The sequence below is a fragment of the Streptomyces spirodelae genome, from assembly GCF_017676385.1.
Classification (GTDB): domain Bacteria; phylum Actinomycetota; class Actinomycetes; order Streptomycetales; family Streptomycetaceae; genus Streptomyces; species Streptomyces spirodelae.
Window position 1 is genome coordinate 122136 of sequence record NZ_JAFFZN010000009.1, and the last position, 21002, is coordinate 143137.

The 21002-nt window shown below is 71.8% G+C and carries 16 protein-coding genes; 12 read left to right on the plus strand and 4 right to left on the minus strand.

The features are described 5' to 3' along the window. The first annotated feature begins 65 nt into the window (after positions 1-65). The 7 genes from JW592_RS12395 (at position 66) to yicI (ending at position 11289) form a co-directional block, all read left to right on the plus strand. Positions 66-1079 (plus strand): LacI family DNA-binding transcriptional regulator, encoded by a 1014-nt coding sequence (locus JW592_RS12395; protein WP_209265069.1) that lies wholly within the window; start codon positions 66-68, stop codon positions 1077-1079. A gap of 149 nt (positions 1080-1228) precedes the next feature. Then, the gene (locus JW592_RS12400; RefSeq protein WP_307805388.1) at positions 1229-4222 is read left to right on the plus strand and encodes a glycoside hydrolase family 3 protein; all 2994 of its coding nucleotides are present in this window, start codon (positions 1229-1231) and stop codon (positions 4220-4222) included. Positions 4223-4349: 127 nt separating this feature from the next. Continuing rightward, positions 4350-5567 carry a sugar ABC transporter substrate-binding protein gene (locus JW592_RS12405; RefSeq protein ID WP_209265070.1) on the plus strand — a complete coding sequence of 406 codons (1218 nt, stop codon included), beginning with the start codon at positions 4350-4352 and terminating at the stop codon, positions 5565-5567. Between the two features lie 9 nt (positions 5568-5576). Next, positions 5577-6539 (plus strand): carbohydrate ABC transporter permease, encoded by a 963-nt coding sequence (locus tag JW592_RS12410; protein WP_209265071.1) that lies wholly within the window; start codon positions 5577-5579, stop codon positions 6537-6539. A 10-nt stretch (positions 6540-6549) separates the two neighbouring features. Then, positions 6550-7431 (plus strand): carbohydrate ABC transporter permease, encoded by an 882-nt coding sequence (locus JW592_RS12415; protein ID WP_209265072.1) that lies wholly within the window; start codon positions 6550-6552, stop codon positions 7429-7431. 76 nt (positions 7432-7507) lie between these two features. Continuing rightward, complete coding sequence (locus JW592_RS12420) at positions 7508-8965, plus strand: GH1 family beta-glucosidase (RefSeq protein WP_209265073.1); 1458 nt, start codon at positions 7508-7510, stop codon at positions 8963-8965. Then, complete coding sequence (gene yicI / locus JW592_RS12425) at positions 8962-11289, plus strand: alpha-xylosidase (protein ID WP_209265074.1); 2328 nt, start codon at positions 8962-8964, stop codon at positions 11287-11289. Before JW592_RS12420 ends, yicI begins: the two co-directional genes overlap by 4 nt. A gap of 134 nt (positions 11290-11423) precedes the next feature. On the opposite strand, the gene JW592_RS12430 is transcribed toward yicI, so the two are convergent. The 4 genes from JW592_RS12430 to JW592_RS12445 form a co-directional block, all read right to left on the minus strand. Next, entirely contained in the window at positions 11424-12758 is a 1335-nt protein-coding gene (locus JW592_RS12430) for an NAD(P)-binding domain-containing protein (RefSeq protein ID WP_209265075.1), read from the minus strand. A gap of 74 nt (positions 12759-12832) precedes the next feature. After that, on the minus strand, positions 12833-14041 hold the full coding sequence (locus JW592_RS12435) for a GNAT family N-acetyltransferase (RefSeq protein ID WP_209265076.1): 1209 nt from the start codon (positions 14039-14041) through the stop codon (positions 12833-12835). Beyond that, entirely contained in the window at positions 14038-14175 is a 138-nt protein-coding gene (locus JW592_RS12440) for a hypothetical protein (protein ID WP_209265077.1), read from the minus strand. Before JW592_RS12440 ends, JW592_RS12435 begins: the two co-directional genes overlap by 4 nt. Before the next feature lie 188 nt (positions 14176-14363). Beyond that, entirely contained in the window at positions 14364-16037 is a 1674-nt protein-coding gene (locus tag JW592_RS12445) for a hypothetical protein (RefSeq protein WP_209265078.1), read from the minus strand. On the opposite strand from JW592_RS12445, the gene JW592_RS12450 reads away from it, so the two are divergent. The 5 genes from JW592_RS12450 to JW592_RS12470 all read left to right on the plus strand — a co-directional run bounded on the left by JW592_RS12450 (position 16036) and on the right by JW592_RS12470 (position 20994). Beyond that, positions 16036-16203 (plus strand): hypothetical protein, encoded by a 168-nt coding sequence (locus tag JW592_RS12450; RefSeq protein ID WP_209265079.1) that lies wholly within the window; start codon positions 16036-16038, stop codon positions 16201-16203. The genes JW592_RS12445 and JW592_RS12450 overlap by 2 nt on opposite strands. Before the next feature lie 262 nt (positions 16204-16465). Continuing rightward, on the plus strand, positions 16466-17146 hold the full coding sequence (locus JW592_RS12455; protein WP_209265080.1) for a LuxR C-terminal-related transcriptional regulator: 681 nt from the start codon (positions 16466-16468) through the stop codon (positions 17144-17146). A 460-nt stretch (positions 17147-17606) separates the two neighbouring features. Next, entirely contained in the window at positions 17607-18833 is a 1227-nt protein-coding gene (locus JW592_RS12460) for a glycosyltransferase family 2 protein (RefSeq protein ID WP_209265081.1), read from the plus strand. A gap of 95 nt (positions 18834-18928) precedes the next feature. Then, on the plus strand, positions 18929-20071 hold the full coding sequence (locus tag JW592_RS12465; RefSeq protein WP_209265082.1) for a class II D-tagatose-bisphosphate aldolase non-catalytic subunit: 1143 nt from the start codon (positions 18929-18931) through the stop codon (positions 20069-20071). Positions 20072-20079: 8 nt separating this feature from the next. Beyond that, complete coding sequence (locus tag JW592_RS12470) at positions 20080-20994, plus strand: transglutaminase-like domain-containing protein (protein ID WP_307805389.1); 915 nt, start codon at positions 20080-20082, stop codon at positions 20992-20994. Positions 20995-21002 lie beyond the last annotated feature (8 nt).

Consider the following 21002-nt stretch of genomic DNA (forward strand, 5'->3'; position numbering starts at 1 on the left):
TCGCTTCGAAACACGCAATCGAAACGATTCGATGATCCCGCGGAAACAGTGCCGAGGAGGGGGCGTTGGTCAAGATCACGGATGTGGCCAGACGCGCTGGCGTCTCGCCCAGTACCGTCTCCTACGTCCTCAGCGGCAAGCGCTCCATCTCGGCCGCCACCCAGCGCCGCGTCGAGGCGAGCATCCGCGAACTCGGCTACCGCCCGCACGCCGGGGCCCGGGCGCTGGCGAGCAGCAGGTCCAATGTGCTGGCCCTGGTGATGCCGCTGCGCAGCGGCATCCATCTGCCCGTACAGATGCAGTTCGCCGGAGCCGTGGCGACCACCGCGCGCGGCCACGACCACGATGTCCTGCTGCTCACGCAGGAGGAGGGCGAGGACGGGCTGCGGCGGGTGGCCGACAGCGCGCTCGTGGACGCGCTGATCGTGATGGACGTCCAACTGCGCGACGCACGCGCCCCGCTGCTGCGAGCACTACCGCTGCCCTCGGTCCTGATCGGCTTCCCCGCCGAGGCCGACGGGCTGACCTGCATCGACCTCGACTTCACCGCCACCGGTGAGACCTGCGTCAGCCACCTTGCCCAGCTCGGACACCGGTGCGTGGCGCTGCTCGGCTCACCACCCGAGGTGTACGCGCGGGGCACCGGCTTCGCGCAGCGGACGGCCGCGGGCTTCACCGCCGCCGCCCGCCGCTACGGCATGACCTCCACGGTGCTCCCCTGCGAGCCCACCAGGGCCGCCGCACGGGAGACGGTGGACCGACTGCTGCACGACCACCCCGACCTGACCGGGGCCGTGGTGCACAACGAACCCGCGCTGCCCCTGCTGACGGAGGCGTTCCAGCAGGCGGGGATGCGCGTCCCGGAGGATCTCTCGCTGGTGGCCGTCTGTCCGGACGAGCTGGCCGAGAACGCCGCTGTACCGGTCACCTCGGTCGCCATTCCCGCCGCCGAGGTGGGGGAGCGGGCCGTCGAACTGCTGATGGCCAAGCTGAACGACCGTCCGGTACCGGACGCCACGCTGCTGCCCCCTGTGCTGACCCGGCGCGCCAGCACCGCACCGCGCGCCTCCGCCTCATGACCACCGCGCCCGCGCCACCCCCCGCCTGACCGCCTCCCCACCTCCGCTTCCCTATCTCCGCCGCCCGCCCCGAGCCGACCCCAACTCAGCCGCCGACGCCTCCCGTTGCGCGCCATTCGTCGAAGCGCTTCGACTCGAAGGAGAGCCCCGTGCAGGAACAGGGCACCCCCAGACGCCACCTCATCGCCCTCGGCCTGGCCGTCCCGCTGGCGGCCGCCGGTACGGGTCTTGCGCAGGCCGCACCCGCCACAGCGCGCCCCCGCAGGTCCACCCGTGCCGGCCACCCCTTCCGGGACCCCGCGCTGCCCTTCGAGAAGCGCGTCGAGGACCTGCTGGGCAGGCTGACCCGCAAGGAGAAGATCTCCCTGCTGCACCAGTACCAGCCGGCCATCCCCCGGCTCGGTCTGAAGCCCTTCCGCACCGGAAGCGAAGCCCTGCACGGACTCGCCTGGCTCGGCAAGGCCACCGTCTTCCCGCAGGCGCTCGGCCTGGCCAGCACCTGGAACCCGGCGCTGATCGAGCGGGTCGGCACCGCCGTCGGGGACGAGGCGCGCGGCTTCCAGCACGAGCGCCCCAAGGGCTGGGGCCTCAACCTGTGGGCGCCGGTGGTCAATCTGCTGCGCGACCCGCGCTGGGGGCGCAACGAGGAGGGCTACTCCGAGGACCCGTATCTGAGCGGGGTCATCTCCACCGCCTACGGCACCGGACTCCAGGGCGACCATCCCCAGTATCTGAAGACGGCCCCCACCATCAAGCACTACCTCGCCAACAACACCGAGAAGAACCGCTCGACCTCGGACTCCGTACTGCCCCCTCGGGCTCGACACGAGTACTACCAGGCCGCCTTCAGGCCCGCGCTGCGCGCCGACGCCGTCACCGGTGTGATGACCTCCTACAACCTGGTCAACGGCCGTCCCGCCACCGTCGATCCCGGCCTGGACGAGACCGTGCGGAAGTGGGCGGGGAAGGACCTGTTCAACGTCACCGACGCGGACGCGCCCAACAACCTCATCAAGGGACAGGACTACTACCCCACCCTGGCGGAGGCCGACGCGGCAGCGCTCAAGGCGGGCATCGACAGTTTCACCTCCGACAGCGAGGACTCCTCCAAGACCGTCGAGGCCCTCACCACGGCGCTGGAGAAGGGCCTGATCACCGAGGCCGACCTGGACACCGCCGTGCGGCACATCCTCGGCATCCGCTGCCGCCTCGGCGAGTTCGACCCGGACGGCGGACCGTACGGGAAGATCCCCGCGTCCGTCGTCGACAGCCCCGAGCACCGCGCCCTGGCCCGCCGGACGGCGCGGGAGGCGATCGTACTGCTGAAGAACGAGCCGCCGCCGGGCGGCGGTGCTGTGCTCCCGCTGGACGCCCGGAAGACGGCGAAGGTGGCCGTCGTCGGGTCGCTCGCCGACACTCTCTACACCGACTGGTACTCGGGGTCACTGCCGTACGGAGTCACCCCGCGCGAGGGCATCGCGGCCCGGCTCGGCGCGGCGGGTGAGGTCACCGGGGGTGAGGGCGTCGACCGGATCGCGCTGAAGAACGCGGCCACCGGAGCCTGTCTGACCGCAGGCAGCGGTGCGGAAGGGGCCGTGCTCACCGAGAGCGGCGACGGCTCGAGCACCGAAGCGCAGTTCGACGTCTTCGACTGGGGCGAGGGCATCGTCACCCTGCGCAGCGCCGCCAACGCCAAATACCTCGGCTACGACGGCAAGGTCTTCCGCAACGACCAGGAACAGCCCGGCGGCTGGTTCGTCCAGCAGCAGTTCGTGCTGGAGAAGCAGGCCGACGGTGCCCGGCTGGTGCGCTACGCCGGATACGAGACGCTCACCGACTGGTTCGGCGACAAGAAGTACCTCAAGGCGGGCGAGGACGGCACCGTCACCCTGGTCACCAAGCAGAACGCCACCTCGTACCAGGTCGAGACCGTACGCGACGGCGTCGCCGAGGCGGTCGAGGCAGCGCGCGAAGCGGACGCGGCCGTCGTCGTGGTCGGCACCATGCCCGCCATCAACGGGCGCGAGGACCACGATCGCACGTCGATGGCGCTCGCGGAGGGGCAGGCCGCACTGGTGAAGGCCGTCCGCCGGGCCAACCCGCGCACGGTCGTCGTGCTGGAGACCAGCTACCCGCAGACCGTCACCTGGGAGCAGGAACACATACCCGCGCTCGTCTGGACCACCCACGCGGGCCAGGAGACCGGCAACGCGCTGGCGGACGTGCTCTTCGGCGACCACAACCCGGCCGGGCGGCTCACCCAGACCTGGTACCGCTCCGAGGACGACCTGCCCGACCTCCTCGAATACGACATCATCAAGGCCGACCGCACCTACCTGTACTTCCGCGGAGATCCGCTCTACCCCTTCGGACACGGCCTGTCCTACAGCACCTTCCGCTACGGCCGGCCCCGGCTCTCCTCCCACACGCTGGAGCGCGACGGCGCCGTGACCGTCTCGGTGCGCGTCACCAACACCGGCAGCCGCGACGGCGACGAGGTCGTACAGCTCTATACGCGCAGGCGCGGCTCGCGGGACAAGCAGCCGCTGCGGCAGTTGAACGGCTTCGAGCGGGTCCGGCTGAAGGCGGGCCGCTCCATGACCGTACGGCTGAAGCTGCGGGCCGCGGACCTCGCCCACTGGGACGTCACCCGCGGCCGCGAGGTGGTGGAGAGCGGCGTGGTCGAGGTACGGGTGGGAGCCTCGTCCAGCGACATCCGGGGGCGTACGACCCTGCGGGTGCGCGGCGAGAAGATCCCGCCGCGCGACCTGTCGCAGACCACGCGGGCTGCTTCTTTCGACGACTACCGCGGGGTGCGGCTGGTCGACGAGAGCAAGGAGCGGGGCGAGGCGGTCGGTGCGGTGGAGGATCGCGCATGGGTGCTGTTCCGCGATGCCGATCTGGGCCGGGGCGCCGGGAAGCTGACCGCACGGGTGGCCAGGGAGGGCCGGGGCAGCGGGACTCTCACCGTACGGCTCGGCTCACCGCGCGGACGGGTGATCGGTTCCGCCGAGGTGCCGGGCACTGGTGACCGGTACGCCTACAAGAGCGTCACCGCGCGGTTGCGGGGTGCGCGCGGGCGGCACGACGTGTACCTCGTCTTCTCGGATGAGATGCGGCTGAGCGCGTTTTCACTGCGCTGAGCATTGTCGCCGCGAGTTTCGTCGCGGTCGGCGCCTCGGAGCTCGGAGGGAGCAGTTCCCCGCGCCCCTTCGGGGCACGTCCTTGGCGGGGCATGGCTCCCCCTTCTCGAAATGGAGATCCCCTTCTATGCAATTGCGCCCCGTGCTTCCCGTGCTCATGGCGGGGGTGACGGTCGCGTTCGGGCTCAGTGGGTGTGCCGCCGAGCCCGATCCCGGGACCGTCACCGTGCTCAACTCGGCAACCGACACAGCTGAGCACACCAAGAACCAGAAGTTCTTCGACCGCTGCGCCGCGAAGTTCGGGCTGCGGGTGGAGCAGAACAGCGTGCCCGCCGACCAGGTGTCGTCCAAGGCGCTGCGCATGGCGTCCTCGCACTCGCTGCCCGACATCCTCGAACTCGACGGCTCCGAGCTGCCGCAGTTCGCCGAGACGGGCGGGCTGCGCAGCCTCGATGACCTCGGCGTCCACACCTCCGGACTCTCGGACAGCGGCATCTCCCTCGGGACGTTCGAGGACACCCGCTACGGGATCGCCCGCTCCGTCAACTCCCTCGCCCTCTACTACAACCCGGAGCTGCTGCAGAAGGCCGGGGTCCGCCCGCCCCGGACCTGGGACGAGCTGCGGACGACGGCGAAGAAGCTGACCAGCGGCGGGACCTATGGGTTCGCCTTCAGCGCCAGCCCGAACGCGGACGGCGTCTATCAGTTCCTGCCCTTCTTCTGGTCGGCCGGCGGCAACGAGGCACGGCTGGACAACGGCAAGGGCGAGGCTGCGCTGCGGCTGTGGAAGGACCTGGTGAGGGACAAGTCCGTCTCCAAGGCGGTGGTCAACTGGAACCAGCAGGACGTCAACGACCAGTTCATCGCCGGGCGCACCGCCATGATGATCAACGGCCCCTGGCAGGTGCCGGTGCTGGAGGCCCAGGACAAGGTGGAGTGGGAGGTCGCCAAGTTCCCCGTCCCCGAAGCGGGCGACAAGGCGGTTCCCCCGGTCGGCGGCACCGTGATGACCGTCCCCAAGAGCGACGACAGCGAGCGCGAGAAGAACGCGGCCAAGATCCTCAACTGCCTCAACACCCGGAAGAACCAGCTCGACTGGGGCGAGGCCGTCAACAATGTGCCCACCCGCGCCGCCGCCGCACGCGCCTACGCGAAGCAGAACCCCAAGCTCGCCCCGTTCGCCGACCTGGTCACCACCGCACGCTCCCGCACCGCGAAGGTCGGCACCCGCTGGCCAGCCGTGAGCGACGCACTGGCCGGGGCCTTCCAGTCCGTACTCACCGGCGGCAGCAGCCCTCAGGCGGCCCTGCGCCGCGCCCAGCGGCAGGCCACGGCGGGGGAGTGAGGAGCCGATATGAGTACCGCCACAGCCCCTTCCGTGACCACCCCGCCCGCAGGCGTGCCGAAGGCCACGCCGGGCCGGGCAGGCAGCCGCCGCACCGCACTGCTGCGCTGGCTGTTCATCGCCCCCGCGCTGCTCTACATGGCCGCGTTCTTCGGCTATCCGCTGGTGCGCAACGTGCTGATGAGTTTCCAGCGCTACACGCCCACCACCTACTTCACCGGTGAGGCTCCCTTCAACGGCCTCGACAACTGGCGTGCCGTGTTCTCCGACCCCCTGTTCACCGACGCGCTGTGGCACACGGCGCTGTTCACGGCGGGTTCGCTGCTGGGCCAGTTCACCCTCGGGCTGGCCCTCGCGGTCTTCTTCTCCCGCCGCTTCCGCCTCTCCCGCTTCGTACGGGCGGTGCTGCTGCTGCCGTGGCTGGTCCCGATGGTGGTGGCCGCCGTGGTGTGGCGGCGCATCCTCGACCAGGAGCACGGCGTCCTCAACGCGGCTCTGAAGACGCTGGGCCTGACCGACGGCGGTGTGCCCTGGCTGAGCAGCCCGAGCGTGGCGCTGCTGTCGGCGGTACTGGTCAACATCTGGATCGGCATCCCGTTCAACATGGTCATCCTCTACGGCGGTCTGCAGGAGATACCCCGCGATCTGTACGAGGCGGCCTCGCTGGACGGCGCCGGGCCCTGGCGGGTCTTTCGCTCCGTCACGCTGCCGATGCTGCGGCCGGTGATCACCGTCGTCCTCGTGCTGGGCTTCATGTCGACGGTGAAGATCCTCGATCTGATCCTCGCCCTCACCTCGGGCGGCCCCGCCGACGCCACCCAGACGCTGGGCACCGTCACCTACCAGCTGTCGTTCCTGCGCCTCGACTTCGGCCAGGGCGCCGTCGTCGGCAACGTCCTGATCCTGATCAGCGCGGTCTTCGCGGTCCTCTACCTGCGTGCCAACCGCACCGACTTCGGCAACGGGAAGTGAGCACAGCACCATGACCCCGACCACCGCAGCCCGCACGGCACCGGGAACCGCACGCGGCGCAGCCCGCGGCACAGTCCAGGGAACCGCCCGCAGGGCGCACGGCGCCTGGAACACCGCCGCGGCGCTGCTGATCCTCGCCGTGCTGCTCTTCCCCGTCTACTGGATGCTGGTCACAGCGCTCCAGCCGTCCTCCGGCATCGACGTGGACTGGTTCCCCACGGACCCCGGACTCGACAGCTTCCGCAAGGCGCTGGACAGCCAGGGCGGCTCGCTGCTCACCAGCCTCGGCGTCGCGCTGGGCGCCGTCGCGGTCTGCCTGGCGCTGGCGGCCCCCGCCGCCTACGGGCTCGCGCAGTTCTCGCTGCGCGGCGGACAGGCCGTCGTCTTCACCACGCTCATCACCCAGATGGTCCCGGGCATCGTCATCGCCAACGCCCTCTACAGCGCCTACGCGGAGCTGCGCCTGGTCAACTCCTACCTCGGACTGATCCTGGCCGACGCCTCGCTCGGGCTGCCGTTCTCCATCGTGCTGCTGCGCGCCTTCATGGTGTCCATCCCCGGCGAGGTGGTGGAGGCGGCGCTGGTCGACGGCGCGAACAGATTCACCGCGTTCGTACGCGTCGTCCTGCCGATGAGCCGCAACGCGCTGATCACGGCCGGTCTGTTCACCTTCCTGTTCGCCTGGTCGGACTTCATGTTCGCCCTCACCCTCAACACCACCGACGACGTCAAGCCGGTCACGCTCGGCATCTACCAGTTCGTGGGCGCCCACGTCAGCGACTGGGGAGCCGTCATGGCCACCGCCGTGCTGTCCGCGGTCCCGGCGGCGGTGCTGCTGGTCGTCGCGCAGAAGTACATCGCCGCCGGGATCACTGGTGGGTCCGTCAAGTAGTCCCCGGCCACGGCGCTGCAGCCGCGAGTCGCTGCCGCTGCCCCCGCACTCAGAGCAAGTGAGGCTGTTCATCCTGATGAGTTCCCCTGCCACGGGCCGACGCACGCCCGTTCCGCCCCTGCCGGACCTCCCGGAGGACTTCGTCTTCGGTACCGCCACCGCCGCCTATCAGATCGAGGGGGCGCACGACGAGGACGGGCGCGGCCCCTCCATCTGGGACACCTACTGCCGTGAGCCCGGCCGGATCGAGGGCGGTGCCTCCGGCGATGTGGCCTGCGACCACTACCACCGCTACCGCGAGGACATCGCGCTCCTGCGGGAGCTGGGCGTGGACAGTTACCGCTTCTCCGTTGCCTGGCCACGTGTGCAGCCCACCGGCGACGGCCCCGCCGACCAGCGCGGCCTGGACTTCTACGACCGGCTCACCGACGAACTGCTCGCAGCGGGAGTCTCTCCCGCAGCCACGCTCTACCACTGGGACCTGCCGCAGGCGTTGGAGGACCGGGGTGGCTGGCGGATACGGGAGACGGCCGAGCGGTTCGCCGAGTACACCGCGCTGGTCGCCGCCCGGCTCGGCGACCGGATACCCCGCTGGATCACCCTGAACGAGCCGTTCTGCAGCGCCTTCCTGGGCTACGCCACCGGCCGGCACGCACCCGGCGCGCGGGAGGGCCGCGGAGCGCTGGCCGCGGCGCACCACCTCCTGGTCGGACACGGCCTCGCCGTACTCGCCCTGCGCGCGGCAGGCGTCCAGCAGGCGGGCATCACCCTCAACCCCGACCGGCTGCTGCCCGCCACCGGCTCCGCCGCCGACGCGGCCGCCGTACGCAGGGCCGAGACGCTGCACAACGAGACCTGGTTCGATCCGCTGTTCGCCGGGCGCTACCCGCGCGGCGAGGCGGACACCTGGGGTCCGCAGGCCGACGGCTCCTGGCGGCGGGACGGCGATCTGGAGCTGATCGGGGCACGACTGGACTTCCTCGGCGTCAACTACTACCGCCCGATCACCATCACCGACGCTCCCTACCGCGACCCGGACCCCGTCACCCGTACCGCCACCGACATCCGCGTCGCAGAGTGCCCACGCGACGACGTACGCCACACCACCATGGGCTGGCCCGTCGACCCGCCCGCCTTCACCGGTCTGCTGACGGACCTCGCGGCCCGCTACCCGGCGCTGCCGCCGCTGCTGATCACCGAGAACGGTTCGGCCGAGGCCGACAGCGTCGCGCCTCACGGGCGGGTGCACGACACCGACCGCATCGACTACCTGCGCGACCATCTGACCGCCGTCGCCGAGGCGATCCGGGCAGGTGTGGACGTGCGCGGCTACTACGTGTGGTCGCTGCTGGACAACTTCGAGTGGGCCCGAGGCTACGGGCAGCGCTTCGGCCTGGTCCGCGTCGACTACCCGACCCAGCAGCGCCTCCCGAAGGACAGCTTCCACTGGTACCGCGACCTGATCGCCGCTCACCGCGCGCAGCACACACCGACCGCACCCGTTGAACGAACTGGAGAGCAGACCGCCCGATGAAGTTCACCGACGGCTACTGGCTGATGCGCGACGGCGTTCGGGCCTCGTACGCCACCGAGATCGCCGACACCCGCGTCAGCGACGACCGTTTCACCCTCTACGCCCCCGTACGGCACATCCGGCACCGGGGCGACACCCTCAACGGCCCCCTGCTGACCGTGGAGTGCTTCTCACCGGCCGAAGGGGTGATCGGCGTCCGTGTCACCCACCACGCCGGAACCCTCGACCGGGGCCCGCACTTCGCGCTGCGGCACGGGCAGGGCGAGGCCGCGGCCGGCAAGGTCACCCGCGACGGCAGCCTGCTCGAACTGACCAGCGGCGGCCTGGCGCTGCGGGTCGACACGGCGGGCCCGTACCGGCTGGAGTTCACCGCCGACGGCCGCACCCTCACATCCGTCGAGGCACGCGGCACCGGCTACGCCACCACACCCGACGGCGCCCACCACTCACTCGCCCAGCTCTCGCTGGGCGTAGGAGAACTCGTCTACGGGCTCGGGGAACGCTTCACCCCGTTCGTCCGCAACGGGCAGAGCGTCGACATCTGGCAGGCGGACGGCGGCACAGCCAGCGAACAGGCTTACAAGAACGTCCCGTTCCACCTCACCAACCGGGGCTACGGCGTCTTCGTCAACCACCCTGGCAAGGTCTCCTACGAGGTCGGCTCGGAGGCCGTCGGCCAGGTGCAGTTCAGCGTCGAGGACCAGACGCTGGAGTACTACGTCATCCACGGCCCCGCACCCAAGGAGATCCTCTCCCGCTACACCGCCCTCACCGGCCGCCCGCCGCTGCCCCCGGCATGGTCGTTCGGGCTGTGGCTGTCCACCTCCTTCACCACCGCCTACGACGAGGAGACCGTCAGCGGCTTCGTGCGCGGCATGGCCGAACGCGACATCCCGCTGGGCGTCTTCCACTTCGACTGCTTCTGGATGCGCGCCTACCAGTGGTGCGACTTCACCTGGGACCCGGAGGTCTTCCCCGACCCGGAGGGGATGCTGCGCCGGCTCAAGGGGAGCGATGGCAGCGACGGCAGCGACGGCAGCGACGGCAGCGATGGGGAACAGCGCCTGCGCATCTGCGTATGGATCAACCCCTACATCGCCCAGAAGTCACCGCTGTTCGACGAGGCGGCCCGGCTCGGCTACCTGCTGCGGCGGCCGGACGGCAGCGTATGGCAGTGGGACCTGTGGCAGGCGGGCATGGGCCTGGTCGACTTCACCCACCCCGAGGCGCGCGCCTGGTACGCGGACAAGCTGCGCGGGCTGCTCGGGCAGGGCGTCGACTGCTTCAAGACCGACTTCGGCGAGCGCGTGCCCACCGATGTCGTCTGGCACGACGGCTCCGACCCGGAGCGGATGCACAACTACTACACCCAGCTGTACAACCGCACCGTCTTCGAGACCCTCACCGAGGAGCGGGGCGAGGGCGAGGCCGTGCTCTTCGCGCGGTCCGCAACGGCGGGCGGCCAGCAGTACCCCGTCCACTGGGGCGGCGACTGCGAGTCCACCTTCGGCGCCATGGCCGAGTCGCTACGCGGCGGTCTCTCGCTCGGGCTGTCCGGGTTCGGCTTCTGGAGCCACGACATCGGCGGTTTCGAGGGCGACCCCGACCCCGCGCTGTTCAAGCGCTGGGTGCAGTTCGGACTGCTCTCCTCGCACAGCCGGCTGCACGGCAGCACGTCCTACCGGGTGCCCTGGGTCCACGGCGAGGAAGCCGTCACCGTCACCCGCGACTTCACCCGCCTCAAGCACCGCCTGATGCCCTACCTCTACGCCGCGGCGCGCCAGGCCGCCGAGGCGGGCACACCCGTGATGCGGGCCATGCTGCTGGACTTCCCCGACGATCCCGCGTGCCAGACCCTCGACCGGCAGTACATGCTCGGCGACGACCTCTTGGTGGCCCCCGTCTTCACCGCCGACGGCACCGTGGAGTACTACGTCCCCGACGGCGAGTGGACCCACCTGCTGTCCGGCGAGCGGGTCAGGGGCCCGGGCTGGCGGCAGGAGCGCCACGGCTTCGACAGCCTGCCGCTGCTGGTGCGGCCCGGGGCGGTGCTCCCCTGGGGGGAACGGGACGGGTGCGCCGACTACGACTGGGCGCACGGGGTGACGCTGCGCGCGTATGGGCTCGCCGATGGCTGCACGGTCACCACGCGGGTGCCGTGCCCTGGCGGGGCCGACGCGGTGTTCCGTACGACGCGTGGGGGCTCCCGCATCACGGTTGAAGCCACGGGGGCACCCGGGCCGTGGTACCTCCGGCTCGACGGAGCCGGCCCGACCCATGAGGCCCCCACTGGCGCTACGGAGCTGACGGTGCTGCTCTCCTGACGCCTGTGTACCCCGAAGGGGGGAGCGCCCCGAAGGGGCGGCCGGGGGACTGCTCCCCCAGACTTCGTCCGCGGGAGGTGCCCCCACAGCCACAACGGACCCGCAGTCCGCGACGGGCGGCAAGGGGCACCCCCTCACCGCCCGGCTCTCACCTCGCGGGGCACCGGCTCGGCGGCAGCCGCCCGCGGCACCCCCACCCGGGCGGGCTGCTGCCGCGCAGGCTGGGCCACCCCGGCACTCCGGGCCGTCACATGCCGAAGGACCCCCGCAACCAGGCGCGGCGCCGTGATCCCGGCGCCGTGCACGAAGCGCATCACCGGGCCGAACGACGGCGCGGCCAGCAGCCCGGCGAAGAACAGCCCCGGGTGCGAGGACTCGAAGTCCTGCCCCAGCCAGGGCGCCCCGCTGTTGCCGACCCGGCGCAGAGTCTCCCGCAAGGTGGAGTCCAGCAGGCCGAGCCGGAACAGGTCGGGAACGAAACCGGTCGCGGCCACCACATGGCCGGTCTCCAGCGTCCGTGCCGTGCCGTCCGAGCCCTTCAGCCACAGCCGCACCCCTCCGCCGGGGCCGTCGCCGACCCGTCCGAGTCCGCCGCCGGTGCGGTCGGCCGCGGTGATGGTGTGGCCCAGCAGCGTCGGCACGGCCGGCTCGAACCGTTCGCGCAGCCACCAGGCGCCCGCCGGGCCGGGGGCGTGCTGGGTGAGGTGCAGCCGTACGGAAGGCGGCAACCGACGTACGGCGCCGGGCCGCCGCGACCACACCCAGGCCGGCCAGCCGGCGCCCAGCGCGCTGTGCGGGTCGAACAGCGTGGCGATCCGGTTGCGCTCCAGGGGCTTGGGCGGCGCGTCCCAGCGCAGCCGGGGCGCGCGGGTCACCAGCCGGGGCTCCGCGCCGTGCTCGGCCAGCAGCGCCGCTGTCTCCAGCGCCGACTGCCCGGCGCCGATCACCGTGACGTCCTCGCCCCGGAACCGGCTCAGGTCGCGGTGGTGGCTGCTGTGCGAGACGAGTTCGCGGGGGAGGCCGCGCAGCGGGGCCGGCCGGTGTGCGAAGGGCGGTGCGCCGATGGCCAGCGCGACGGTCCGGGTCGTGAGCTGTTCGCCCTCCGCCGTCCCGATCCGGAAACCGGACGGGTGCGGGACGATCCGGGTGACGGTCAGCTCCTCGGCCGGGGGCGCCGCGTGTCTGCCGAACCAGGTGCCGTACTCGGTGAAGGTCTCCAGCGGCAGCGGACGGCCGTGCTCGGCCTCGACACCGCGGTCGGCGCAGTAGGCGGTGAGGGTGTGGGCGCCCTCCGGGTCGGAGAGGGCGGAGGCGCTCGGCTCGGACTTGAGGAGCATCCCACGTGGCATGTGGTCGCGCCAGGAGGCCATCGGCCTGCCGAGCACCCGCAAGCGCAGACCCGCCGCCGCGGCGTGCGAGGCGATGGACAGTCCGTAGGGGCCGGCTCCCACCACTACCAGGTCGTACATGGGTTCCCTCTCTCTGCGTGCTGTGACGGTTCGTGGTGTCGTGGCACCTCTCATGCCGGAGAGCCGCCGGTCCGTCACCGACGGCCCAGCGGAGCGTGGACGGCCGCGGCCCCCGGACACTTGCGCAGGGCACCCACCACCGACTCGCGGGCCGCCACCTGGGCGGCGAGCAACGCGAGGGCCGGGGCCAGCTCCCTGCGGGCCAGCAGATAGCGCCGGTTGGCGGCGGTCACCGGGCGCCAGCGCAGCTTGTACGGTTCGGTGCCGCGCAGCAGGCTCAGCGTGCCCCGCCCGGTGGTGGCCGCGTAGCGCGCGTCGTGCCGCAGCAGCAGCGCGGGGATGTCCACCCGCTCCTCGCGCAGCCGTGGCTCGGCACCGTGCAGATATCCGCACACCAGGTCCTGCGAGGTGAAGGCGGTGCGGCAGGCGATCACCCGGCCGCCGATCCGGTACTCGGCCACGGCCGCGTCCCCGTCGGCCACCAGGGCGGTCGTGGCCCGCACCAGGTGGGCCCCGAAACGGGTCCGCAGATGCTCGGGCGTGAGCCCTCTACCGCGCCACTGCCGCTGGTGCAGCCGCAGCATGGTGCGTACCGCTTCGGGGACGCGCTCGCCCGTCACGTCGCACGCCTCGATGCCGAGTTCGTCGATACGGTGCAGCTCGCGTCCGGTGTGCTCGGCGTCGGCCGGTGTCAGCCGGGCCAGCAGCTCCGCCATGGGGATGCCGGGCAGTTCGAGACAGACCGAGTCGGCCAGACATCTGCTGACGCCGGGCCAGGCGGCGTACAGCCGTTCGGCGGCACCGCCCGGGCGCACCTCCCGCAGATCCAGTACGGCGCCGCGGAAGGCCGTATGGAGAGCCCGCGCCAGCGCTCCGGCGGCGCGCGGACAGTTGTCGTCCAGCAGTACGTCCTGATAGTCGGAGACGCTGCCGCCGAGGGTGACCAGCACGGGCAGCGGCCGGTGTACGAGCATCAGCGGGGCTGCGGCAACCAGCCGGCCGTTCTCCCGGACCAGCACCACGCGCAGCCTGCCGCGGCGCCCGTAGGACCGCCACCAGGACCACAGCCAGGCGTGGCTCTGGAACGGGGTCGCCGAACGGTTGCGGGAGCGCAGCGCGTCCCAGTCGGCGGCCAGCCCGGCGAACTGTCCCTCCGACCTGCACAGTGCCGCCGTCAGTCGGACGGGCGGCTGCCCGGAGGCGTCACCTCGTCCGCCGCGCCACGGCGACAGCACGGGACCGGCCAGTCTGCGCCGGGTGGACGGCGGCAGCGAGGACGTCATCGGGCACCCTCCCACCGCACGGCCGGTTTCTCCGCCGGACAGGTCAGGGCTCGGGCCAGGTGCTGCAGGACGGTCATCAGCGCCCGCGGCTCGCTGCCGAACGGTGCGGTGCGCTGTGCCGGCGATTCAGGCATGGACGACTCCGCCTCCCGGGATGAAGCAGAGTGACCTTGACAAAATCCGACTGTCGAACCTGAGCGGCGCGCCGGTTGTCATTCCGGTTTTCACCGACTGGTGGCACGCCTGACGGGTGCGGTCAGGCGAGCCGCGCCCGGGCGACGGCTCGGCACCTCCGCCGCCCGGTGCACGTAGCGTCCCTCGCCTACTTCCCCCGACGGCCGAAGCGCAGCGCCCTGGCCAGCACGTCCAGCGCCTCGTCGGCCCAGCCGATGGCGTGCAGGCCCGAGGTGACATTGGCGGGCGGGCGGTTGATGAGGGTGTCGCGGCGCATCAGCCGGGTGAAGTTCACCCGCACGGGACCGGTGCGCGGCTGTCCGCCGTACGGCGTGCGGAACTCCACGCCGGCTCGCCGCATCACCTCGATCAGCTCCTGGGCGAGGATGCCGTAGGCCACCGTCGTGGGGTGGACACCGTCCAGCGAGAACAGCCCGCCGTCGCTGCGCCGGTCACCGTCGCTCAGCAGGAAACGCGAGTTGGGCACCGGTTCGAGGCCCGCCAGCTCGCGGGGGAGCGGATAGGGCGTCCACCAGCGCGGCCGCGCCTCCTCGTCCTCGTAGTAGCGGCGGCAGGCCAGCCGGTCCAGCAGCCCGGCGGTGTCCAGCAGATACCAGTCACGCCCGCCGCGCCGCGCCTCGCGCACCACCTCGGCCATCGCGTCGTTGTACTGGTCGATCGCCTCGTCCACCGCGCGGGCCTGCTCCCCGGTCAGATGCGGGTCGCACTCCGGATCGAAGGCGCTGTCGGTGATCCAGGGACGGGTGTAGTACGGGAAGTAGCGGGAGCCCGGCTCGGCCTTGCCGCGCACACCGCGTGCGATCGGGGCGATGGTGACATGCGGAACGGTGCACCAGATCACGTGCCGCGCCCTGATCCGCCCTACCGCGTCGGCCAGTTGCCGCAGCTCCGCAGCGAAGTGCTCGGGCCGCCAGACCGTGAACCGCGCCTTGGTCCGCAGGTCGTCGTAGCCCTCGCCGCTCCAGACGACCTTCAGCTCGACGACGGAGGAGAGCGCGTTGTTGGCGCCCAGGAAGACGATCAGCGTCTCGATGCCGTGGTCCGGGTCGGCCTCCCGCTCGCCGTCCTCGGTCGCCTCGCCGTGCCGACTGCCGCCGGTCTGCTCGCCCAGCTCGGCGGCCGCCGTCACCTGGGTGAGCGCCCCGGCGGCCGGTGGCCGGGTGGGGAGCGTGCGCAGCGCGGCGCGCTCTCCCGGGTTGCCCACCACCTGGAGCACCAGGTCGTCGCTGGGGGTGCCGATCATCTTGCGGCACACGTCCGCCGACTTGTCCAGCGCGTCCCGCAGGTCCCAGCCGAAGACGGCCAGGTTGTGATTGATGGCGGTGTTCGAGACCGGGGCGCACCCCGCGCCGCGCTCCCAGTAGTCCTCCACCTTGTCCATGAAGCGGCGCGCCCTGAACAGCGCCGAGGGCGTGTCCCACCAGTCGATGGCCGGGCCGCAGTGGTCCTCGATGTCGCGCAGCAGCATCTCCAGATTGAGCGGGAGCCCGCCGCAGCCGTCGAAGGAGGGGTGGCGGAAGTGCTCGGCCCAACCCAGCTCGTGCGCGATGATCGCCGGGTACGACAGCTCCGTTTGGAAGGCGGCGCAGCTCTGGAAGCCCTGGGTGAGGGAGTCCCCGATGGCCACCAGCCGGTTGCGTGGTTCGCCGCGCCAGGAGGTGGTCACGGGGATGCCCAGAGTGGGGTCGGTGTAGGGCGCCCCCGGTTCGGCGCGGCCCGAGGCGGTCGCCGCTGCCGCGGCTGGGGACGGTGCCGCGGCGGGGGTCGGTCCGGGTGCAGAGGGGGGTTCCGGTGCCGTCATGTCACGCCCCGATCTGCCGCTGCCGGGGCTGCCGGTCTGGCTGCGCACTCCGGTGCGGCTGTGTCCGGTGAGTACGGTGTCCCACCAGCAGAGCGCGGCATTGGACGGCAGGCCAGAGGCGGAACGGCGAACTACGCGGCATCTACGTACGGTCTACGTCAACTGAGCCTGTACTGTGGCCGGTTGGAGGCCGGGGTGGCGGAGCCCGGGCCGTTCCGGAATGGGAGGCCGGGAGCGGGCCTGGAGTGGAGTTGGCCGTGGCGCGGTGCGGCACCAGGCGTCACAATGACGGTGCGGAACACCAGCGGTCGCTCGAGTCAACTCGCTTCCCTGGGGCCCGACTCTGCGGGATCATCGCTCGCGGCAGTGAGGACTAGACCACTACCGCGCGTCCGCGAAGTGGCCTTACACGGGGATTGGGTGAACGCATGACCGAGATCAAGGAACAGCCGGACACCAGCGGTCGCACCGGGACCCGGCTGGCCGTCGCAGTCCATGTCGAGGCGGAACTCCTCAGATTCGGGCTCCAGGCAATGCTGCCGGGCCTGGCGGCCGTCGAGCGTGCCGAAACGTTCACCCACCTGGGTACGCTGGAACGGGCCCTGGCCCGGGACAGATTCCACGTACTCATCCTCTCCAGCTCCAACAGCGCATCCGGCTCCCTCGGACGGCTGCGCCACACCCCGCAGGGGCTGCGCACCCTCATGCTCCTCGACCCCGTCGACGCCGAGTCCGACTCGGCGCTCGCCCGGCTTCCGGCCGACGGATACCTGCTGCGCGAGGAGCTGACCGCCGCGGCCCTGGACCGGGCGCTGCGGCAGCTCGCTGCGGACGAGATGCCGATGCCGCTGCGCCTCGGACGACAACTCCTCAGCCACGCAGGGGAGTCGGCCCCGCTGCTGCCGACCCGCCGGGTCCGGCTGACGGCCCGCGAGCACGAGGTTCTCGCACACCTGGTGGCCGGGCTCAGCAACAAGCAGATCGCCCGCCATCTGCGGATCTCCGAGCACGGGGTGAAGCGGCTGGTGAGCAGCGTGCTGCTGAAGCTCGGCGCGGCCAATCGGACGGCGGCCGTCGTCACCGCGATCAAACTGGGGCTCATCGACTGAATCGGCGCCGCCGCTGCGGGTCCTCGGCCCCGAAGACGGGCTGCCACCACGTGGCGCCGGGCGGCCGCTGCCCGACATCGGCCTCGTCTGCCGACAGGCGTCTGCTGTCTGCTGTCTGGCATCTGCCGACCGCCGGCCCGGCCGGCGTGAACGGAACCGGGATCCGTCTCCCGGGCGGGCGCCCGACGGCCCTGCCCGGCCGTTCGGCACGCCCTGCCCGACCACCGGGGCTACCCGATCGGCTATCCCCGTCCGCACAGCTCCGGGCGGGCGGTCGTCAGGGGCTGTCGGTGGTCCGAAGCGGAGAGCAGGATGTGCCACGCGGCTCGGCTGAGCACCAGGTGACGGCCGTCGAAGACCGCTGATCCCGCGCTCCCGCGGGGCATGCCTCGCCCGCCTTCGGCAGGGAGACGTGCCTTGCGCGTGGGACCCCGCCACCCCCGCCGAGAGGACAGCGCCGATGAGCTGGAGGCACCAGGAGCCCGCCAACCTCGCGGATGCCGCCGTCAGCAGTGTGGCCCTGGTCGCCGACCCGTTCGCACAGTCGGCGGCCCCCGGCTTCTGGATCTGGTCCCGTAAGGCGCACCACGCCGTCACCGACGCGGTCTCGGCCGTCCCCGGCGAAGACATCCGCGCCCTGGCCGGGGCCGTCGGCAAGGACCCGGCCGACAGCACCGCCTGCCGCCGGCTCACCGCGCTGCTGGCCGACCGGTTCACGTACGCGGCCGACCACCCTGGGGCCGAGCCGCGGACCGAACGCCTGGCCGCCCTCGTATGGGAGGCGGAGACCTGCTCGAGGCTGCGTATGCAGACCGGCACCGAGCGGCCCGCCGGGCTCGGCGCGCCCGACGCGGCGCGCGTCCTGCGCACGGCGCGGCCGCCGGCCAGGCAGGAGGGCCCGGTGGACGCCGCGCTGGTCATCCCGTTCCGCGAGCGCGGCGGGGAGGGGGACCGCACCCGCAACCTGGCAGCCGTACTGCACGCGCTCAACGACCAGAGCCACCCGCGCGACCGCTACCGGGTCGTCGTGGTGGAGGCCGACTCCAGCCCGCGCTGGGAGAGCGTGTACGCGCCCTGGTGCGACACCTACCTCTTCGCCGAGAACCACGGCCCGTTCAACTACTCGTGGACCATCAACGCCGGGGTTGTGCACGGCGCCCGGCCCGCCGAGCTGATCTGTGTGCTGGAGGCCGACATCCTGGTCGACCACGGCTTCGTACATCGTGCCGTCGAACGGTTCCGGGTGCCGGGCACCCAGGCGCACTGGCCGTTCGAGGACATGCTGTACCTGGACGCGGCCTCCAGTCACCAGGCCGTCACCGAGCGCTGTCTGGAAGGGCGCCCGGAGGTGGACAGGGACGCGCTGCGCGGGGTCTTCCTGCGCCGTACGCCCGGTGCCTGCGTGTGGCTGCGCGAGAGCCTCTTCACCCGGGTCGGCGGCTACGACGAGCGCTTCACCGCCGGCTGGGGCGGTGCGGACAACGACTTCGCCTGGCGGGCCGACCTGCACGGCGGCCTCGACAGGCACCGTGACCGCATGGTCCACCTGCATCACCCGCGGGCCACCGACTGGTTCGACGCCGAAGGCGCGGGAGCCGGCGCATACGAGACGTTCCCCTGGTGCACCTGGCCGCCGGACTCCGAGATCGGCGACCTGAGCAAGTTCCACACCCGGCAGCCGCGTTGAGCGGGCCGCCATCCGCCCCAGGCAGCCCGCGCCGAAGGCGGCGGGCCCCGGGGGCGCCGAGCACGAGAACCCTCGAGAAACAGGGGAAGACACCCATGGAACCTGTGGTCGGCATCGGCCCGGTCTCACGCTGCACCGTCGACGCGGCCCTCACCGTGGCCAGGCGGTGGCGCACGCCGCTCATGCTCATCCCCAGCCGCCGCCAGGTGGACGCCGAGGAGTTCGGCGGCGGCTATCTGGGCTGGACCACCGAGGAGTTCGCGGACTACGTCAAGGAGCGGGACCCGGACGGACTGCTGCTGCTGTGCCGTGACCACGGCGGCCCGTGGATGCACACCGCCGAGGCGGACATCACCGAGCCCGCCGTGGCGCTGGAGTCGTGTGTGCGCTCCTTCACCGCCGACCTCGACGCCGGTTTCGGCCTGCTGCACATCGACACTTCCCAAGGGCGCCCCGGCACCGGTCCCGTCCCGGCACAGACCGCGGCCACCCGGCTCGTGGAGCTGTACGCGCGCTGCCACGAGGCGGCCCTGGAGCGTGGCGTCGAGGTGTCCTACGAGATCGGCTTCGAACCGCAGGACGTGTCCACAAACGACCCCGACGAGTTCAAGGCGGCTCTCAGGCTGGTGCTGGAGGGCATCGAGGCGGCAGGTGCGCCCCGCCCCCGCTACGTCGTCGCACAGACCGGCACCAAGGTCGCCGAGCTGCGCAACGTCGGCCGCTTCCACGAGACGCACGCCCGCGACGAGACGCTGCGCCAGGTCTCCACCCTGGCCGCCACCTGCCACCAGGAAGGCGTCCTGCTCAAGGCGCACAACTGCGACTACCTCACCAGCGAGGAGACCGCGCTGCTGCTGCGCGCCGGAGTCGACGCCTTCAACGTCGCACCGGAGTACGGCGTGGCCGAGACCCGTGCCCTGCTGCGCGTGCTCGACGAGCTGGAACTGCCCCGCGCCAAAGAGGACTTCCTGCGGCTGGCCCACGACAGCGGCAAGTGGCGCAAGTGGATGCTGGAGCCCACCACGGCGACCGATGTCGAGCGCGCCGTCATCGCCGGGCACTACGTCTTCCGCACCGAGGAAGGGCTGCGCATCCGGGAGGAGGCCGAGCTGGCCCTCGCCGGGCGCGGCAGGCCACCGCTGGAGACGGTGCTCCAGGACGCGGTGGCCGAGCGCATCGAGTCCGCGCTGCGCGCCGTGGACCGGGCCGGCGGACGGGCCGCCGAGGCGGTACGGTGAGCGCCCCCGTGACCGAGGTCCACGCACCCGACACGCTCCAGGAAGCCGTCGACCGCGTCCTGCGGGTCCCCGACCGGCACCGTACGTTCGCCAAGGACGCCGCCTTCGCGCAGCAGACCTGGGCGATCGGCCCCGCCCTGCTGGAAGCCCTCCTCGACCACGGGCTGCCGCACCGGGGCGAGGGGGAAGCGCGCCGCTTCGAGCGCACCGACCTGCACAACATCAGCACCTATCTGAACCTGCCCTCGCCTTACTTCCAGGCTCTCAGCCGCAAGGCGCAGGCACTGGACGAGGTGGCGCGCAAGGGCGAGCGGCACATCCACGAACTCCAGCTGCGCGTGGAGTGCGCCAGGACGGGGCACACGGGGGAGTGCGCCTTCACGCCGATCGCCGGGCTCGACCGGTACAGCGAGCCGGGCAGTATGCGCGAGACCTCGCCCGGCCTCTTCACCGTGCGGGCCCAGCTTCCCTCCAACCGCCTGCTGTTCGACGAGGACCGCTCCGACCTGCTGTCCCTGGTCGCCGACTGGGAGCTGTACGTCCTGCCCGACGGAGTGATCGAGGATGAGGGCTTCTCGCGGGAAACCCGGCTGGCCAACTGCCTCATCCCCACCCGGCTGCTGCTGCGGGAGGCCGAGCGGCGCGGCATCAGGGCCCGGCACGGCGCCGGTCTGCTGGTGGCGCCGCCGTTCACCACCCTGCACCACTGGGTGGAGTTCGAGCTGGACGGCGACTGGGTGCCGGCCGATCCCGTGCTGCTGACCGCCTTCGCCCGCTGGGGCATGACCGACCCCGCCGACTGGCCCTACAACCGTTCGGTCGCGGGCATCGTCTGGCACCTGCTGACCTGGCCGCCGGAGGTCTTCTTCCCCGTCGTCCGCGACCGCGGCGGCCAGGCGCCGGTGCACATCGCTTCGCGCTGAGCCGAAAT